Here is a 15,231-nt window from a genome sequence, read left to right as displayed (position 1 = left end):
CTGATGGTGGGGGTAACTGCCTGGCCTGCGGGAACATCGTCTCGCACCATCGGTGTTGGACCAGTTGTCGGCGTTCGGGTCAGGAGGCCATCGACGGGTGTCGGCAGTTGGAATGAGCGGTCCCCGCTTGCGGGACTAAGCTGCGGAAGGACAGGGAGGGGAGCGTCCCCTTACTGCCTGACCGCTCTGAGGAGCGATTAACGATGTTCGAGAGGTTCACCGACCGCGCGCGGCGGGTTGTCGTCCTGGCTCAGGAAGAAGCCCGGATGCTCAACCACAACTACATCGGCACCGAGCACATCCTCCTGGGCCTGATCCACGAGGGTGAGGGTGTCGCCGCTAAGGCCCTGGAGAGCCTCGGGATTTCGCTCGAGGCGGTCCGCCAGCAGGTGGAGGAGATCATCGGCCAGGGCCAGCAGGCCCCGTCCGGGCACATCCCCTTCACCCCCCGTGCCAAGAAGGTCCTGGAGCTGTCGCTCCGCGAGGCCCTTCAGCTGGGCCACAACTACATCGGCACGGAGCACATCCTGCTCGGCCTGATCCGCGAGGGCGAGGGCGTCGCCGCCCAGGTCCTGGTCAAGCTGGGCGCCGATCTCAACCGGGTGCGGCAGCAGGTCATCCAGCTGCTCTCCGGCTACCAGGGCAAGGAGACCGCCGCCGCCGGCGGTCCTGCCGAGGGCACGCCCTCCACGTCCCTGGTCCTCGACCAGTTCGGCCGGAACCTCACGCAGGCCGCCCGCGAATCCAAGCTCGACCCGGTCATCGGGCGCGAGAAGGAGATCGAGCGGGTCATGCAGGTGCTGTCCCGCCGCACGAAGAACAACCCGGTCCTCATCGGCGAGCCCGGCGTCGGCAAGACCGCCGTCGTCGAGGGCCTCGCGCAGGCCATCGTCAAGGGCGAGGTGCCCGAGACCCTCAAGGACAAGCACCTCTACACCCTCGACCTGGGCGCGCTGGTCGCCGGTTCCCGCTACCGCGGTGACTTCGAGGAGCGCCTGAAGAAGGTCCTCAAGGAGATCCGCACCCGCGGCGACATCATCCTGTTCATCGACGAGCTGCACACGCTGGTCGGTGCGGGTGCCGCCGAGGGCGCCATCGACGCCGCTTCGATCCTGAAGCCGATGCTGGCCCGCGGTGAGCTGCAGACCATCGGTGCGACCACGCTTGACGAGTACCGCAAGCACCTGGAGAAGGACGCCGCTCTCGAGCGCCGCTTCCAGCCCATCCAGGTCGCGGAGCCGTCGCTGCCGCACACGATCGAGATCCTCAAGGGTCTGCGTGACCGCTACGAGGCCCACCACCGCGTCTCCATCACGGACGAGGCCCTCGTCCAGGCGGCGACGCTGGCCGACCGGTACATCTCGGACCGCTTCCTGCCGGACAAGGCGATCGACCTGATCGACGAGGCCGGTTCCCGGATGCGCATCCGCCGGATGACCGCGCCGCCGGACCTCCGCGAGTTCGACGAGAAGATCGCGGGCGTGCGCCGCGACAAGGAGTCGGCCATCGACTCCCAGGACTTCGAGAAGGCAGCTTCGCTCCGCGACAAGGAGAAGCAGCTGCTCGCCGGGAAGGCCAAGCGCGAGAAGGAGTGGAAGGCCGGCGACATGGACGTCGTCGCCGAGGTCGACGGCGATCTGATCGCCGAGGTCCTCGCGACCGCGACCGGCATTCCCGTCTTCAAGCTGACCGAGGAGGAGTCCTCGCGTCTGCTGCGCATGGAGGACGAGCTCCACAAGCGTGTCATCGGCCAGAAGGACGCCGTCAAGGCGCTCTCGAAGGCGATCCGCCGTACGCGTGCCGGTCTGAAGGACCCGAAGCGCCCCGGTGGCTCGTTCATCTTCGCGGGCCCGTCCGGTGTCGGTAAGACCGAGCTGTCCAAGGCGCTCGCCGAGTTCCTCTTCGGTGACGAGGACGCGCTGATCTCCCTCGACATGTCGGAGTTCAGCGAGAAGCACACGGTCTCGCGTCTCTTCGGTTCGCCCCCCGGTTACGTGGGCTACGAAGAGGGCGGCCAGCTGACGGAGAAGGTGCGGCGCAAGCCGTTCTCGGTGGTTCTCTTCGACGAGGTCGAGAAGGCCCACCCGGACATCTTCAACTCGCTGCTTCAGATCCTGGAGGACGGTCGCCTGACCGACTCCCAGGGCCGGGTCGTGGACTTCAAGAACACGGTCATCATCATGACGACCAACCTCGGCACGCGGGACATCTCGAAGGGCTTCAACCTCGGCTTCGCGGCCCAGGGCGACACGAAGTCCAACTACGAGCGCATGAAGAACAAGGTCTCGGACGAGCTCAAGCAGCACTTCCGCCCCGAGTTCCTCAACCGTGTGGACGACGTCGTCGTCTTCCCGCAGCTGACCCAGGACGACATCCTCCAGATCGTCGACCTGATGATCGGCAAGGTCGACGAGCGCCTCAAGGACCGGGACATGGGCATCGAGCTCAGCCAGTCCGCGAAGGAGCTCCTGGCCAAGAAGGGTTACGACCCCGTGCTCGGCGCGCGTCCGCTGCGTCGCACGATCCAGCGCGAGGTCGAGGACTCGCTCTCCGAGAAGATCCTCTTCGGCGAGCTGCGTCCGGGCCACATCGTGGTCGTCGACACGGAGGGCGAGGGTGACGCCAAGACGTTCACCTTCCGCGGCGAGGAGAAGTCCACGCTGCCGGACGTCCCGCCGATCGAGCAGGCGGCCGGCGGAGCCGGACCGAATCTGAGCAAGGAGGCGTAACCCTTCGGGGACGCGCTGAGACAAAGGGGCTCCTCCAGGACTTCGGTCCTGGGGGAGCCCCTTTGCCGTGAGCTCGCGGGTCAGCCACCCGGTCGGTGGACGGTGACCTCGGCCTGCGGGAAGAGACCGGCGTACACCTCGTCGGCGGCCGGTGCTGCGTCCTCGGCAAAGTGGAGGTGCACGTCCTGCGCGTACGGGACGGCGGGGGCGAGGCGGGAGACGTGCTCCTCGGTTCCCGCCTCCAGGTGGAGGGTGAGGACGCGGATTCCTGGCAGCTCGCTGGACGGGCCGTGCGCGGGCAGGAACCTGCCGCCCAGGAAGAGGTGGGCGAGCGCGGGGTGCCGGGCGAGCTGTTCCCAGTCGCGTGGGCCTAGCGCGGCCGCATCGCTGGTCAGGTTCAGCCAGGTCAGCTCGGGGAAGGCGTCCAGGCCCGTGAGTCCGGTGGTCTCCGTGGCGCCTCGGCCGAGGATGAGCTGGTCGAGCGGTGCGCCGACCGGCAGATACGCGGCGAGCGAGTCGCCGGGTACCGGCTGGATGACGCTGAGCGAGGTAAGGCCGGTCACCCGGGACAGGCCGGTGAGGGTCGGCAGTGCCGACAGGCCGATCACCGACAGATGCCGTAGCCGCATCTCGGCGAGCGGCGCGAGATCGCGGACCTCGGGGCAGTGCATCAGCGACAGGAACTCCAGATCCGGCAGGGCGTGCAGCTCCCGCAGATCGGTTATGTGCGGGTTGCTGCGCAACGTCAGGTTCCGTGTGTTCTCGGGATCCAGGACGTCCATGAACGTGTCGAGTGGATACGCCCCGTCGAGGTCGACCCGCGACCACAGCGGCATCATCCGCATGGCCCGTACCTGCTCCGCGCTCGTGACGGTCAGGTCGAGCCTTTCCCCCCCCCAGGTGCGCGAGCACCTCGTCCGCGTACTCCTGGGCGTCGAACCTCCGCCAGGTGCCGACGAGTTGGCGTCGTACGTCGAGTGAGGTGTGTGAGCGGAAGCGCTTCAGGACCGGTAGGGAACCCTCGTGGCCCAGGCGGGAGGCCACGGTCACCACCGCGTGGGCCTCATCGTCCGTCAGGCCCTTCGGGCCGGGCAGGAGTTCGAGCACGAACGGGCCCGCTTGCGCGAGCTGCTCGGCCTCCTGACGTGTCCCGGGCGGGATGAGGGCGGCGGCCCGTTCCCGTACCTCTTCGAGGACTTCCTGTTCGACCGCTGAGGCGTCCTGAAGGCTCGCCAGCGCGAGGAGGGTCAAGCGAGGACTGTCCACCGCGAGCAGGCCCCTCAGGAGCGTCGTCCGCTCGCGGGTGCGGGCGTGGGCCACCGCCATGCGCACGACGTCCTCCCACTGGGTGTCGCCGGCGTGGCCGAGCAGGACGTCGAGGTGGCCCTCCTCGACCGCGTAACGCGCGCCGAGGTGGTCGAGGAACGTCCGGTGCGCGAAGTCGACCACCTGCGGGGCGGGGCTGCGCAGGACGCCGCTGCGCAGCAGGAGGTGGCGCAGGATCGTGGGGGCGTCGCCCTGGCGCGCGGCGTCGGGGACTGAGGGCAGCGCGCGTTCGAGCAGCGCGAGGGCGGTGGTCTCGTCCATCTCGGTGCGGCCCGCGAGCACGAGTGCGTAGGCGAGGCGCTGGAGGAGTTCGGTCTGGTCCTCGGTGTCGAGTTCGATGCCGTCGAGGCCGCCCATGCCGCGCTGGCGGTCGCGGTCGGTGAGGATCATCTGGAGCGCGGCGTCGTACAGGGCCTTGCGGCGCGGCGGCAGATAACCGCGGCGCGCGCGGTGGAGGGCGCAGATCATGCCGCACATGAGCGGGTTGGTCGCCAGGAGCGACAGGTCCGGCTTGGCGCGCAGGGCGTCCAGGAGCGGTTCCTCGTGCTCGGCCGCGTCGGCGGCCGCGTGCCAGCGGCGTACGAACGTGCCGACCGTCCGGCGGCCCATGGGGGCGAGGGACAGCTCGGCGAACCCGTCCCCGGCCAGCCAGGCGGATCGTACGGCGGTGGGGCGGGCGGTGAGCAGCCACCGGTTGCCGGGGAAGGCGCGGACGAGGCCGAGCAGCCAGTCGCGCACGCGGGGCCGCTCGGCCGAGGGGACCTCGTCCAGGCCGTCGACCATGACGAGGCCGCGCCCCGCCGTCAGCACGCGCTCGGCCCAGCCGTCTGGCGGGGTGTGCGGGCAGTCGGCCGAGGCGAGGAACGCGGCGGGAGCGGGGAGCCCCGAGGCGCGGATCAGGGTGCGCAGCGGCAGCACGTAGGGGATACGGCCCGTGGTGGTGATCGCCAGCCACTGGATGAGGGTCGTCTTGCCGGAGCCCGCCTCACCACGCAGCAGGACCCGGTCATGGCCTTCGAACGCGTCCTCGGCCCTGACCTGGACCGTCGTCGCTCCCTGAGGTTCGCCGTGCGCGTCCTCGGGGCCGGCCTCGCGGGTGGCTTCGAGGCTCAGGTACGCGACGTCGAGGGGCCAGACCTCGGGGGAGTCGCGCAGGTCGAGGCCGAAGATGGTGACGCGGTTGTGGCGCTCCGCGAGGTGGGAGCGGTAGCGGGCCTCGAAGGCGGTGTCCTGCGCGTCCCGTGGTGGGGTGCGCGTGATCAGCGCGTCCACCTTGGCGATCAGCTCGGACTGGGCGCGGCTCTGTTCGACCAGCGTGCGGGCCACGAACGTGGAGCGCTGGGTGAAGAAATGCAGGATGTGCAGGCAGGCCCACTTGGTGACCGAGTCGAGGAAGTAGGCGGCGTCGGTGGTGAGGCCGGGCGCGGGGGCCGACGCGCGCAGGGTGCGGGCCAGCTGCCGGTGGCCGAGGCGGACCGCCTGGAGGTCGTCCATGTCCAGGTCGCCGAGGGCGAGGAGCCTGCGGGCGAGGGCGGCCGTGACCGCCTCCTGCTCGTCCGCGGGGAACGGGGGCTCGCCCGGGCACTGCACGGCCTCCCGCACCAGACGGGCGGCCAGGTGCCCGACCTCCTTCTCCCCGAGGGTCCGCTTCTCGCCGCGGAAGGCGACGAGGCCCGAGAGGCGTACGGGCTTGTCCACCAGACCCGCGCCGGGGCCGTCCCGGGTGAGGAGCTGCTTCACCAGAGGCGAGAGCACGCTCGACGCCAGGCGCGCGCCGAGGACTGCGGGATCCATCTTCGCTCCCCCCGAAGGCCGTGAAAACAGGCGCTTCAGCGTAGCCCGCGTCACATTCGCGGGTCTCTGGATCTTGCCGTCCGGTGACATGGGGCACAGGCGGTTTGTCCGGTACTAGCCGCAATAGTGGATGCATTGCAGGGATGGGGGGTTGTTACGGCATCGATGGGTTATACCGAAATGTCCGTTTCTTGGATCGGCGGGGCGTGCGGCCCGTGGGGCGCCGGAACGCAGGGGTGCGAAGTGGCCCTAAACCTGGGATCGGGGCACAAAGCCGACAGATCGCAGGGGGTTCACGCGGACTGTCAAGGGATGAAAGTCCTGACCTTTTAGTACGGCTTTAGGTAGTAGATGGGCCCTTTGAGTCGAGATGGGTTCCCGGGTTACCAATGAACAGCCAGCCCGGCACGTCACCAACGAGTGCCGGTCTGTTCCTGTCATCAACGCGGAGGTAATTCCCGAATGTCGAAGCGCACCATGACTCTTTCTTCCGGCTCGTCCCTGCTCCGTACTCGGGCGGCCGTCGTGACCGCCGCCCTGGGAGCTACGGCGCTGCTGGGGGCCGGGGCCGCGGTCGCCGCCGAAAGCACTCAGGGAAGCGTCGCGCTGCCCGGCGTCGCCGCGGCTTCCGTCAAGGCGCAGGCCGAGGCGCAGGCCAAGGCCGCCGACCAGGCGAAGCAGCACGCCGCGACGGTCAAGAAGGCCGCCGCGCAGAAGGCCGCCAGCTGGATAGACCCGGTCAAGAACTACAAGCTGTCCGCGGGCTTCGGCCTCGGCGGCAACATGTGGTCGCACAAGCACTCCGGCCAGGACTTCGCCGTGCCGATCGGCACGAACGTCATGGCCGCCCACGGTGGCACCGTCGTCAAGGCCGGCCCCTACGGTGGCGGCGACGGCCCGGCGTACGGCAACGCCGTCGTGATCAAGCACAGCAACGGCACGTACTCGCAGTACGCGCACCTGTCCCGCATCGACGTGCACATCGGCCAGACGGTGTCCACCGGTCAGCACATCGCGCTCTCCGGCAACACCGGTAACTCCAGCGGCCCGCACCTGCACTTCGAGATCCGCACGACCCCGAACTACGGTTCCGCGGTCAACCCGGTCAACTTCCTGAAGTCCGTGGGCGTCAGCGTCTGACCTGCACAAGCGAGCTCATCGGCGTGAACGAGCTCACCTGCACGAAGAGCACAACTGCATGACAGAGCTCAGGCGCCCCGCTGCGCCCGGGTGACGAGATCGGTGGCGACCTCGAGGATGGCCTTGCGCTTTTCCTCGGGGTCGCCTTCGACGTCCTTGAGGACGAACAGGCCCGCGTGCATCGAGAAGATCGCGCTGAAGCAGCGGACCCGCTCGGTCATGGTGGCGTCCTTCGGCAGGAGCTGGTCGAGGAGCGCCTTCATGCGGTCCTTGAAGAGCTCGCCGATGCTCAGCTCGCGCATGGTCGCCTGGTTCTCCTGCATGAAGCGGAACAGCGGCCCCGCCCCGTGCAGCGCCAGGCTGTAGCGCTCCATGAGCTCCTGCTTGGTCTCCAGGGTGTCGGGCTGCTCCCGGCCCCACTCGATCAGCTCGTCGATGGGCCGCGTCAGGTCCTCGAAGAGGCTGACGACGATGTCTTCCTTGGTCTTGAAGTGGTAGTAGAGCGCCGCCTTGGTGACGTCGAGGTGCTCGGCGATCTCGCGCAGCGAGGTCTTCTCGTAGCCCTGCTCGGCGAACAGTTCCAGCGCCACGTCCTGGATGCGCTGCCGCGTGTTCCCGCGGCGCTGCTTGCTGCTGCCCATCTGTGGCTGCTCCTTCGTGCTGGTGGCGGGCCTTGGGCCAAAACTTACTTGACGCCCGGCTAGTTAGCGCTCTATCTTCCCTCAGTGTAGTCAACTTGCCGGGCGGCAAGTAAGTGTCGGCAGGCAAGTAAGTGAGTGGGGAGTGGGGATCATGGCGGAGACCGGAACAGTGGTGGTGGACACCGGCGGGGGCGGCGCGGCGGCCACCAAGGAGCGGCAGCCGCGCAGCGTGCGCGTAGTCCTGATGGCGTTGATGATCGCGATGCTGCTCGCGATGCTCGACAACATGATCGTCGGCACCGCGATGCCCACGATCGTCGGCGACCTGGGCGGCCTCGAACACCTCTCGTGGGTCGTGACCGCGTACACGCTCGCCACCGCCGCATCGACCCCCATCTGGGGCAAGGTCGGCGACATGTACGGCAGGAAGGGCGCCTTCCTGACCTCGATCGTGATCTTCCTGATCGGCTCCGGGCTCAGCGGCATGGCCCAGGACATGAACCAGCTCATCGCCTTCCGCGCGATCCAGGGCCTCGGCGCCGGTGGCCTGATGGTCGGCGTCATGGCCATCATCGGTGACCTGATTCCGCCGCGGGAGCGCGGCAAGTACCAGGGCATGATGGCCGGCGTCATGGCGCTCGCCATGATCGGCGGACCGCTCGTCGGCGGCGCCATCACCGACAACTGGGGCTGGCGCTGGTCCTTCTACATCAACCTGCCGCTCGGCCTCGTCGCCCTCGCCATGGTCACCGCGGTCCTGCACCTGCCGAAGAAGCGGTCGAAGGGGAAGATCGACTACCTCGGCGCCGCGCTGCTCACCGTCGGCATCACGTCGATCGTGCTCGTGACGACCTGGGGCGGCTCGCAGTACGCCTGGGACTCCGCCGTGATCATGGAGCTCGCCGCGATCGGTGTCGCCGCGCTCGTCGGCTTCCTCTTCGTCCAGACGAAGGCGGCCGAGCCGATCCTGCCGCTGCACATCTTCCGCAGCCGCAACTTCACGGTGATGTCCCTCATCGGCTTCATCACCGGCTTCGTGATGTTCGGCGCCGTGCTCTTCCTGCCGCTTTACCAGCAGACGGTGCAGGGAGCGAACGCGACCAACTCCGGTCTGCTGCTCCTGCCGATGCTTCTCTCGATGATGGTCGTCTCGCTGGTCGCGGGCCGCGTCACCACCAACACCGGCAAGTACAAGGTGTTCCCGCTGGTCGGCAGCGTCCTGATGGTGGCCGGACTCTTCCTGCTCGCGCAGATGGACACGGAGACGACGCGCCTCACCTCCGGCCTGTACATGGCCGTGCTCGGCGCGGGCATGGGCTGCCTGATGCAGATCACGATGCTGGTCGCGCAGAACAGCGTCGACATGAAGGACATGGGCGTCGCCTCGTCCTCCACGACCCTGTTCCGTACGCTCGGCTCCTCCTTCGGCGTCGCGATCATGGGCGCGCTCTTCAACAACCGCGTCCAGGACGTGATGGCCGAGCGGGCCGGGGCGATGGGCGGCAAGGTCGCGGAGCATTCCACGCAGCTGACGGCCGACGGCCTGGCCAAGCTGCCGGACGTGGTGCGCGACGCCTACCTGCACGCGGTGTCGGCCGGTACGCACTCGGCGTTCCTGCTGGGTTCGGTCATCGCGGTTCTGGCGCTGATCGCGGCGGTCTTCGTGAAGGAGGTGCCGCTGCGGGGCGCGGGCCCCGCCAAGGAGGCGTCGGCCTCTGCCGAGGACGCGGGTCCGGCGGACGCGCAGCCGGTCGACATGGCCAAGGCCGGTACGGCCACGGCCGACACGAAGCCGGCCGAGGGGGTCGCGGCCGGGGACGCCGCGGCGGACGGCAGGACGGTCTCCGAGACCGTCTGAGCGGGTCGTCCCGATCCTCCTCGGCTTGATGAAGGCCCCCGGTGCGCCGATGTGCACCGGAGGCCTTCGCCGTGCCGGGGCCGTCGCCGGCCGGAGCGGGGCCGTTGTCAGTGGGGCGTGCCAGCATCGATGACGTGGAGAAATTGCGGCAGCTGCGGCGCGCCAAGGACGCGATGGACCGCGACTGGGCCGAGGCGGACCTCGACCTGGACGCGGTGGCGGCGCATGCCGGCTATTCGCGCTACCACTTCGTGCGCTGCTTCAAGGAGGCGTACGGGGAGACGCCCGGGCAGTATCTGACGCGCCGCCGGATCGAGCGGGCGGAGGAGATGCTGAGAACGGCGGACCTGTCGGTCACGGAGATCTGCGGCCTGGTGGGGTTCAGCAGCCTCGGCACGTTCTCGTCCCGGTTCAAGAGACAGACGGGCCTGACGCCGAGCGAGTACCGGGCGAAGCACGTGGGGCGCGGGGCGGCGCTCATCCCCGGGTGTTACGCGATGTTGTGGGCCGGCGGCTTCCCCGGCAGGGGGCCTTCCGGCGGTACGGGTCAGGGGGCCGGCGAGGAGCGCAATTCTGGAGAAGCGGGGGCGGGGGATGACTGCCTACGGTGACAGGGCACGGCCGGACTCCCCGGCGCGTGGCCCGAACAACGCGGAGCGCATCATGATCAAGGGACTCGCCATTTCCACCGTCTGGGTTCTCGACCAGGACCGGGCCAAGGAGTTCTACACCGAGAAGCTGGGGCTCGAGGTGCGTACGGACATGACCATGGGCGAGGGCGGTATGCGCTGGCTGACCGTGGGCGCCAAGGACCAGCCGGACGTCGAGCTGACGCTGATGGTGCCCGGGGCACCCGCGATGGACCCCGAGTCGGCCGAGGCCGTGAAGAAGCTGGTCTCCAAGGGCATCCTCGGGGCCGGTGTCCTGGTCACGGACGACATCCACGGGGACTACGCGAAGCTCAAGGAGCGCGGGGTCCAGTTCCTCCAGGAGCCGCAGGAGCGCCCGTACGGGACCGAGGCGATCTTCCGCGACGACTCCGGCAACTGGTTCTCGTTCACGCAGCGGAACGAAGGGCTCGACCTCGACAAGGAGTGGGCCACCAGCTAGGGCCTGTCGTCCGGATCGTGGCCCCGCTCCCTGGTCCGGCCTGATCCGAACGAAAGGCCCCGGGGCTCCCGTTCGGAGCCGTCCTCAGTCCGGCAGCCGCAGCATCGGGAAGCTTCCCGTGTTTGTCGGCGCGTGTTCCGGCAGCCACAGCACGGCGACCGCGCCCTCGGCCGGAGTCTTCGACGGAGCGCCCGGCGGGCGCACGTTGCGGAACGTGAGGCGGGCGCCGAGCACACGCGCCTGGCCCGCCGCGATCGTCAGGCCGAGGCCGTGCCCCTGGCCCGCGCGGTCCGCCGCGCCCGTACGGAAGCGGCTCGGCCCCTCGTCGAGCAGCTCCTCCGGGAACCCGGGTCCGTGATCGCGTACGCGCACCACCCGGCCCTCGACGCTGACCTCGACCGGCGGCCTGCCGTGCTTCGCGGCGTTGGCAAGGAGGTTGAAGAGGATGCGTTCGAGGCGGCGCGGGTCGGTGGTCACCTCCGACTCGTGCACCACGCTCACCTGTACGTCCGCGTGGCGCGCGCCGACCCGCCGCGTCACGAACTCGCCCAGCATCAGGTCCTGGAGTTCGGCCCGCTCGGCCGCGCTGTCCAGACGCGCCACTTCGAGCACGTCCTCGACGAGCGTGCGCATCGCCTGGGCCCGGTCCTTGACCAGCTCGCTCGGGCGTCCGGGCGGCAGCAGCTCGGCCGCGGTGAGCAGCCCGGTCACCGGAGTGCGCAGCTCGTGCGCGATGTCCGCGGTGACCCGGCGCTCGGCCTCAAGACGCTGCTTCAGGGCGTCGGCCATCGCGTCCACGGCCTGGGCGAGATCGTCGGTCTCGTCGCGTACGACACCGCCGATGGCGTCCCCGACCCGTACGTCGGTGCGCCCCTGCGCGACCTCCCGGGCCGCGAGCGCCGCCTTGCGCAGGCGCCGTGACACCTGTCCGCCGATCAGTACGCCGAGGGCGCAGCCGCCGAAGACCACCGAGATCGAGCCGATGATCAGGGCCTGGTCGAGGTCCTTCATGACGGTGGCGCTGCGGTCGGTGAAGCGGGTGTGCACGGACAGCAGGCGCCCGTCGCCGAGCGGGACCGCGGCCCAGATGTCGGGGACGCCGCCGGCCTGTTCGGAGACGAAGGTGGCGCGCCGGCCGGCCATCGCCCTCTTCCGCAGGTCAGAGGGTATGCCCGGGTCGTCGACCTTGAAGCCGACGGGGAGGCCGCGCCCGGTGGCCTCGTACTGGCGCGCCACGAACTGGATGCGTTCGTCCTGCACGTCGCGCGCGTTGTCCAGCATCGAGACGCGCGCCGCGTTGTGCACGACCAGGCTCAGGGCGAGGGCGACGAGCGCTCCCACCAGGGCGATGGCGACGCTGATCTTCCAGCGCACCCCGGTGTGCAGCGCCGGGCGCAGCCGTCTCAGCGGCAGCCGCAGCGGTCGCCCGAGCCGGGCGCGCACGGTCACGGCGGCCCCCCTCATATCCCGATCCCGTTCCTCGTCGGACAGTGAACGACCCGGCCGGCCCACGGACCGGCCGAGTCGACGGCTCTCCCGACATCCCGCCCCGGCACGGCCCGTCAGGCCTTGAGCTTGTAGCCGAAGCCGCGGACCGTCTCGATCCGGTCCTGGCCGATCTTCGTGCGCAGCCGCTGCACATGGACGTCGACGACGCGGGTGTCCCCGCCCCAGCCGTAGTCCCACACGCGCTCCAGGAGCTTGTCGCGGGAGAGGACCGTGCCGGGTGCGGACGAGAACTCCAGGAGCAGCCGCATCTCCGTCGGCGTCAGCGCGACCGTGGCCCCGTCCTTGCGGACCTCCATGCCCTCGGTGTCGATCTCCAGATCGCCGAACTGCAGGACACCGCCGTTCGCGGTGGAGGCGTCGGGGGCGGCCGGCGCGGCACCGGACGCCGACCCGCTCGCATGCCCGAAGCGCCGCAGGACGGCCCGGATCCGCGCCACGAGGACGGCCCCGTCGAACGGCTTGGTCACGTAGTCGTCCGCGCCCGCCTCCAGGCCGAGCACCACGTCGATCGAGTCGGCCCGCGCCGACAGCATGATCACGGGGACGGTGGACTCGTCACGGATGCGGCGGCACAGGCTCACTCCGTCCAGGCCCGGCACCATCACGTCGAGCAGCGCGATGTCGGGCCGGTCGGCGCGGAACGCCTCGAGGCCCGCGAGGCCGTCGGGCATGGCCGTGACCACGAAGCCGTCCCGCTCCAGGGCGAGCTGGGTGGCCTCGCGGATGACGTCGTCGTCCTCGACGAAGAGGACGTGAGTGTGCTCTGCCATCCGAATCCGCTGCTCCTGTTACGTCGTCCGAATTGTGAAAGTGTCCGTCATCCGCATGGTCGGGGCTGCCCGGCCCCGCCGCTCAGTTGTCGGACGGCTCGGGCGTGTCCCCGTTCACCGCGTTGCTGTAGTCGTTGTGCGTCCTGGCCTGCTCGACGAACCGGCCCGTGGTCCAGCGGTACGTCAGGACGTCCTCGCCCGAGGGATACGCCACCGAGTCGCCCTTCTCGTACACCTGCTTGGTGACGACGAGGTCGCCCCGGTCTATCTCCGCGTACACCGGAGGCTCCTCGGCCTTGAAGACGTTCTCGTACCTCCCGCCGGTGTCGCGGTACACGTAGCTGCCGATGCTGACGGCGTCTCCGCAGGTCATGACGTTGACCACGACGTCGTTCGAGGTGTTCCCCGTCAGGTTCCCGTAGGACACGTCGACCGGGTACTCGTGCCCCACGCAGGGCTTGAGGTCGCGCTTGACCTCCGTGCTCACCGACGGGTCGTCCTTGACGAGCCGGACCGCGTTCACCGTCTTGGGTGCGGGGGAGGCGGGGGAGGACGACACGGCCTTCGGGGCGGTCGAGGGCCCGGGGTCGGAGCGGGCGGGCCCCTCGTCGCGGGCGCCGGTGCCGCCGGCCGAGCAGGCCGTGAGGGCGCCGAGGAGAAGGCCGACGGCGGCGAGCGCGGCCACTGCCGTACTCCCCGCCTTCAGGACCCGAGCGGCACGTATGCCTAGGCCGCGCAACGCTCCGTCTCCTCCCGTTCGAGCGCGCGGTGGCCGGACTCGTGGCGGTCCCGGCTCTCCAGCTCCTCGCGGAGCCGGGCCAGCGCCCGGTGCAGCGTGCTCTTCACGGTTCCGGCCGACATACCGAGTGCGGCGGCCGTCTCCTCTGTGGACATCTGCTCCCAGTGTCGCAGCACCACCACACTGCGCTGCTTGGGAGCCAGCACCTTCATGATGTCCATGAGGAGCGCGCGGTCGGCGTGCTGCTCGGTCGAGTCGTCGATGCTCGCGTCGGGCAGCTGCTCGGTGGGCACCTCTTCGAGCTTGCGGGCACGCCACCACTCCGTACGCGTATTGATCATGACGCGGCGCAGATAGGCGTCGGCGAGACGCTTGTCGGCTATGCCGTCCCAGCGGCCGTACGTCCGCACCAGCGCGGTCTGCAGCAGGTCCTGGGCGTCGACGGGGTCCGGCACGAGGCGCCGGGCGCTGCGCAGCAGGGCGTCCTGCCGAGTGCGGACGTACTCCTCGAACTCGAGCACCTCGCCGTGCGCCATGCCAACCGCCTCCCCTTCGCGAACCGTTCGCGCTTTCCCTGTCCGTCACCTGTAGGTGATCGGTACACGGCAGAAGCTACGGAGGCGTTGTCACGGGGTTGTCCGCTTCAGCATGCGGCGGGCGCACGGCTGTCCGTCGGTTGTGTAACAGACGTAAGACGTGGGTAAACCCCTACGCCCGTCAGCTCAGCGGCAGCCGGTAGAAGCCGTCCGGCATCGGCTCCACGAGCCCGTCCGCCACGAGCCCGTCGAGGGCGCGAGCCCGCTGCACCGGCTCGTCCCACACGCGGTCCAACGCCGCCTGGGCAACGGGCGAGACGGCCTCCCGCAGGACGGCGAGCAGCTTCCCGCGCACCTGCCGGTCCGTGCCCGCGTACGTCTGCCCGCGCCGGGGCGGACCGGCGTGGTCGGGCTTGCCGGCGAGCCGCCAGGCGCACTGGGCGGCGATGGGGCAGCGGTGGCAACTCTCGTTCTTCGCCGTGCAGATGAGGGCGCCGAGTTCCATGGAGGCCGCGGCCCAGCGCGAGGCCGTCGACTCCTCCTCGGGCAACAGTGCGCGGGCGAGCTTGCGTTCGGCCGCGGTCGTGGCGTTCGGCGGGTACTGCACACCGCTCACGGCGCGCGCGAACACGCGCCGCACGTTCGTGTCGAGGACGGCGTGCCGCTGCCCGTACGCGAAGGAAGCCACGGCGGCGGCCGTGTACTCACCGATGCCGGGCAGCGCGAGGAGCTGGGCGTGAGCGGTGGGTACGTCGCCGTTGTGCCGCTCCGTTATGGCGACGGCCGCGCCGTGCAGCCGCAGGGCGCGGCGGGGATAGCCGAGCCTGCCCCAGGCGCGCACGGCCTCGCCGGGCGCCTCCTTGGCCAGATCGGCGGGGCGCGGCCACCGCGCGAGCCACTGCTCGTACACGGGAAGGACGCGGCTCACCGGCGTCTGCTGGAGCATGAACTCGCTGACCATCACACCCCAGGGGCCCGCGTCGGGGCGGCGCCACGGCAGGTCGCGGGCATTCTCCGCGAACCAGTCGATGACGGGGGTGTGCAGGGACTCGGTGCTGGTGTTCGTGGGCGCAGTCATG

General features: G+C 69.8%; 14 protein-coding genes and 1 pseudogene. 7 read left to right on the top strand and 8 right to left on the bottom strand.

All coding sequences use genetic code 11. The features are described from left to right. The first annotated feature begins 203 nt into the window (after positions 1–203). Complete coding sequence (locus tag ACZ67T_RS07985) at positions 204–2,729, top strand: ATP-dependent Clp protease ATP-binding subunit (protein ID WP_469982373.1); 2,526 nt, start codon at positions 204–206, stop codon at positions 2,727–2,729. Between the two features lie 80 nt (positions 2,730–2,809). Here the strand turns inward: ACZ67T_RS07985 and ACZ67T_RS07980 are convergent, their stop codons facing one another. Next, entirely contained in the window at positions 2,810–3,574 is a 765-nt protein-coding gene (locus ACZ67T_RS07980) for a leucine-rich repeat domain-containing protein (RefSeq protein WP_469982372.1), read from the bottom strand. A 178-nt stretch (positions 3,575–3,752) separates the two neighbouring features. On the opposite strand from ACZ67T_RS07980, the gene ACZ67T_RS07975 reads away from it, so the two are divergent. Together ACZ67T_RS07975 and ACZ67T_RS07970 are read left to right on the top strand one after the other, a co-directional pair. Continuing rightward, positions 3,753–3,944 (top strand): hypothetical protein, encoded by a 192-nt coding sequence (locus ACZ67T_RS07975; protein WP_469982370.1) that lies wholly within the window; start codon positions 3,753–3,755, stop codon positions 3,942–3,944. A gap of 144 nt (positions 3,945–4,088) precedes the next feature. Then, on the top strand, positions 4,089–4,271 hold the full coding sequence (locus ACZ67T_RS07970) for a hypothetical protein (RefSeq protein WP_469982368.1): 183 nt from the start codon (positions 4,089–4,091) through the stop codon (positions 4,269–4,271). Positions 4,272–4,676: 405 nt separating this feature from the next. On the opposite strand, the pseudogene ACZ67T_RS07965 reads toward ACZ67T_RS07970, so the two are convergent. Then, positions 4,677–5,849: pseudogene (locus tag ACZ67T_RS07965) on the bottom strand (NACHT domain-containing protein); the annotation flags it as partial. A 462-nt stretch (positions 5,850–6,311) separates the two neighbouring features. Here ACZ67T_RS07965 and ACZ67T_RS07960 point away from each other — a divergent pair. Beyond that, positions 6,312–6,989 (top strand): M23 family metallopeptidase, encoded by a 678-nt coding sequence (locus ACZ67T_RS07960; protein WP_469982366.1) that lies wholly within the window; start codon positions 6,312–6,314, stop codon positions 6,987–6,989. 68 nt (positions 6,990–7,057) lie between these two features. Here the strand turns inward: ACZ67T_RS07960 and ACZ67T_RS07955 are convergent, their stop codons facing one another. After that, the gene (locus tag ACZ67T_RS07955; RefSeq protein ID WP_266672996.1) at positions 7,058–7,630 is read right to left on the bottom strand and encodes a TetR/AcrR family transcriptional regulator; all 573 of its coding nucleotides are present in this window, start codon (positions 7,628–7,630) and stop codon (positions 7,058–7,060) included. Positions 7,631–7,781: 151 nt separating this feature from the next. Between ACZ67T_RS07955 and ACZ67T_RS07950 the strand changes: the two genes are divergently transcribed. From ACZ67T_RS07950 to ACZ67T_RS07940, 3 genes are all read left to right on the top strand, one after another. Beyond that, positions 7,782–9,488 (top strand): MDR family MFS transporter, encoded by a 1,707-nt coding sequence (locus ACZ67T_RS07950; RefSeq protein ID WP_469982365.1) that lies wholly within the window; start codon positions 7,782–7,784, stop codon positions 9,486–9,488. A gap of 173 nt (positions 9,489–9,661) precedes the next feature. Next, positions 9,662–10,099 (top strand): helix-turn-helix transcriptional regulator, encoded by a 438-nt coding sequence (locus ACZ67T_RS07945; protein WP_469983069.1) that lies wholly within the window; start codon positions 9,662–9,664, stop codon positions 10,097–10,099. Between the two features lie 52 nt (positions 10,100–10,151). Beyond that, the gene (locus ACZ67T_RS07940) at positions 10,152–10,598 is read left to right on the top strand and encodes a VOC family protein (RefSeq protein WP_383095773.1); all 447 of its coding nucleotides are present in this window, start codon (positions 10,152–10,154) and stop codon (positions 10,596–10,598) included. Positions 10,599–10,682: 84 nt separating this feature from the next. On the opposite strand, the gene cseC is transcribed toward ACZ67T_RS07940, so the two are convergent. The 5 genes from cseC to ACZ67T_RS07915 form a co-directional block, all read right to left on the bottom strand. Further along, complete coding sequence (cseC, locus tag ACZ67T_RS07935; protein ID WP_469982364.1) at positions 10,683–12,062, bottom strand: two-component system sensor histidine kinase CseC; 1,380 nt, start codon at positions 12,060–12,062, stop codon at positions 10,683–10,685. A 98-nt stretch (positions 12,063–12,160) separates the two neighbouring features. After that, the gene (gene cseB, locus ACZ67T_RS07930) at positions 12,161–12,877 is read right to left on the bottom strand and encodes a two-component system response regulator CseB (protein WP_469982362.1); all 717 of its coding nucleotides are present in this window, start codon (positions 12,875–12,877) and stop codon (positions 12,161–12,163) included. An 82-nt stretch (positions 12,878–12,959) separates the two neighbouring features. Further along, on the bottom strand, positions 12,960–13,616 hold the full coding sequence (locus ACZ67T_RS07925) for a hypothetical protein (protein WP_469982361.1): 657 nt from the start codon (positions 13,614–13,616) through the stop codon (positions 12,960–12,962). Continuing rightward, a complete protein-coding gene (locus ACZ67T_RS07920; RefSeq protein WP_469982359.1) occupies positions 13,604–14,152 on the bottom strand; it encodes a SigE family RNA polymerase sigma factor in 549 nt (182 codons plus the stop codon). The genes ACZ67T_RS07925 and ACZ67T_RS07920 overlap by 13 nt, the downstream gene beginning before the upstream one ends. 181 nt (positions 14,153–14,333) lie before the next feature. Beyond that, positions 14,334–15,230: an HhH-GPD family protein gene (locus ACZ67T_RS07915; RefSeq protein ID WP_469982358.1), complete on the bottom strand. Its 897-nt coding sequence runs from the start codon at positions 15,228–15,230 to the stop codon at positions 14,334–14,336. Between the last annotated feature and the right edge of the window lies 1 nt (position 15,231).

Source organism: Streptomyces sp. NPDC107517, from assembly GCF_055582645.1.
This window is presented reverse-complemented; position numbering and strand designations above follow the sequence as displayed.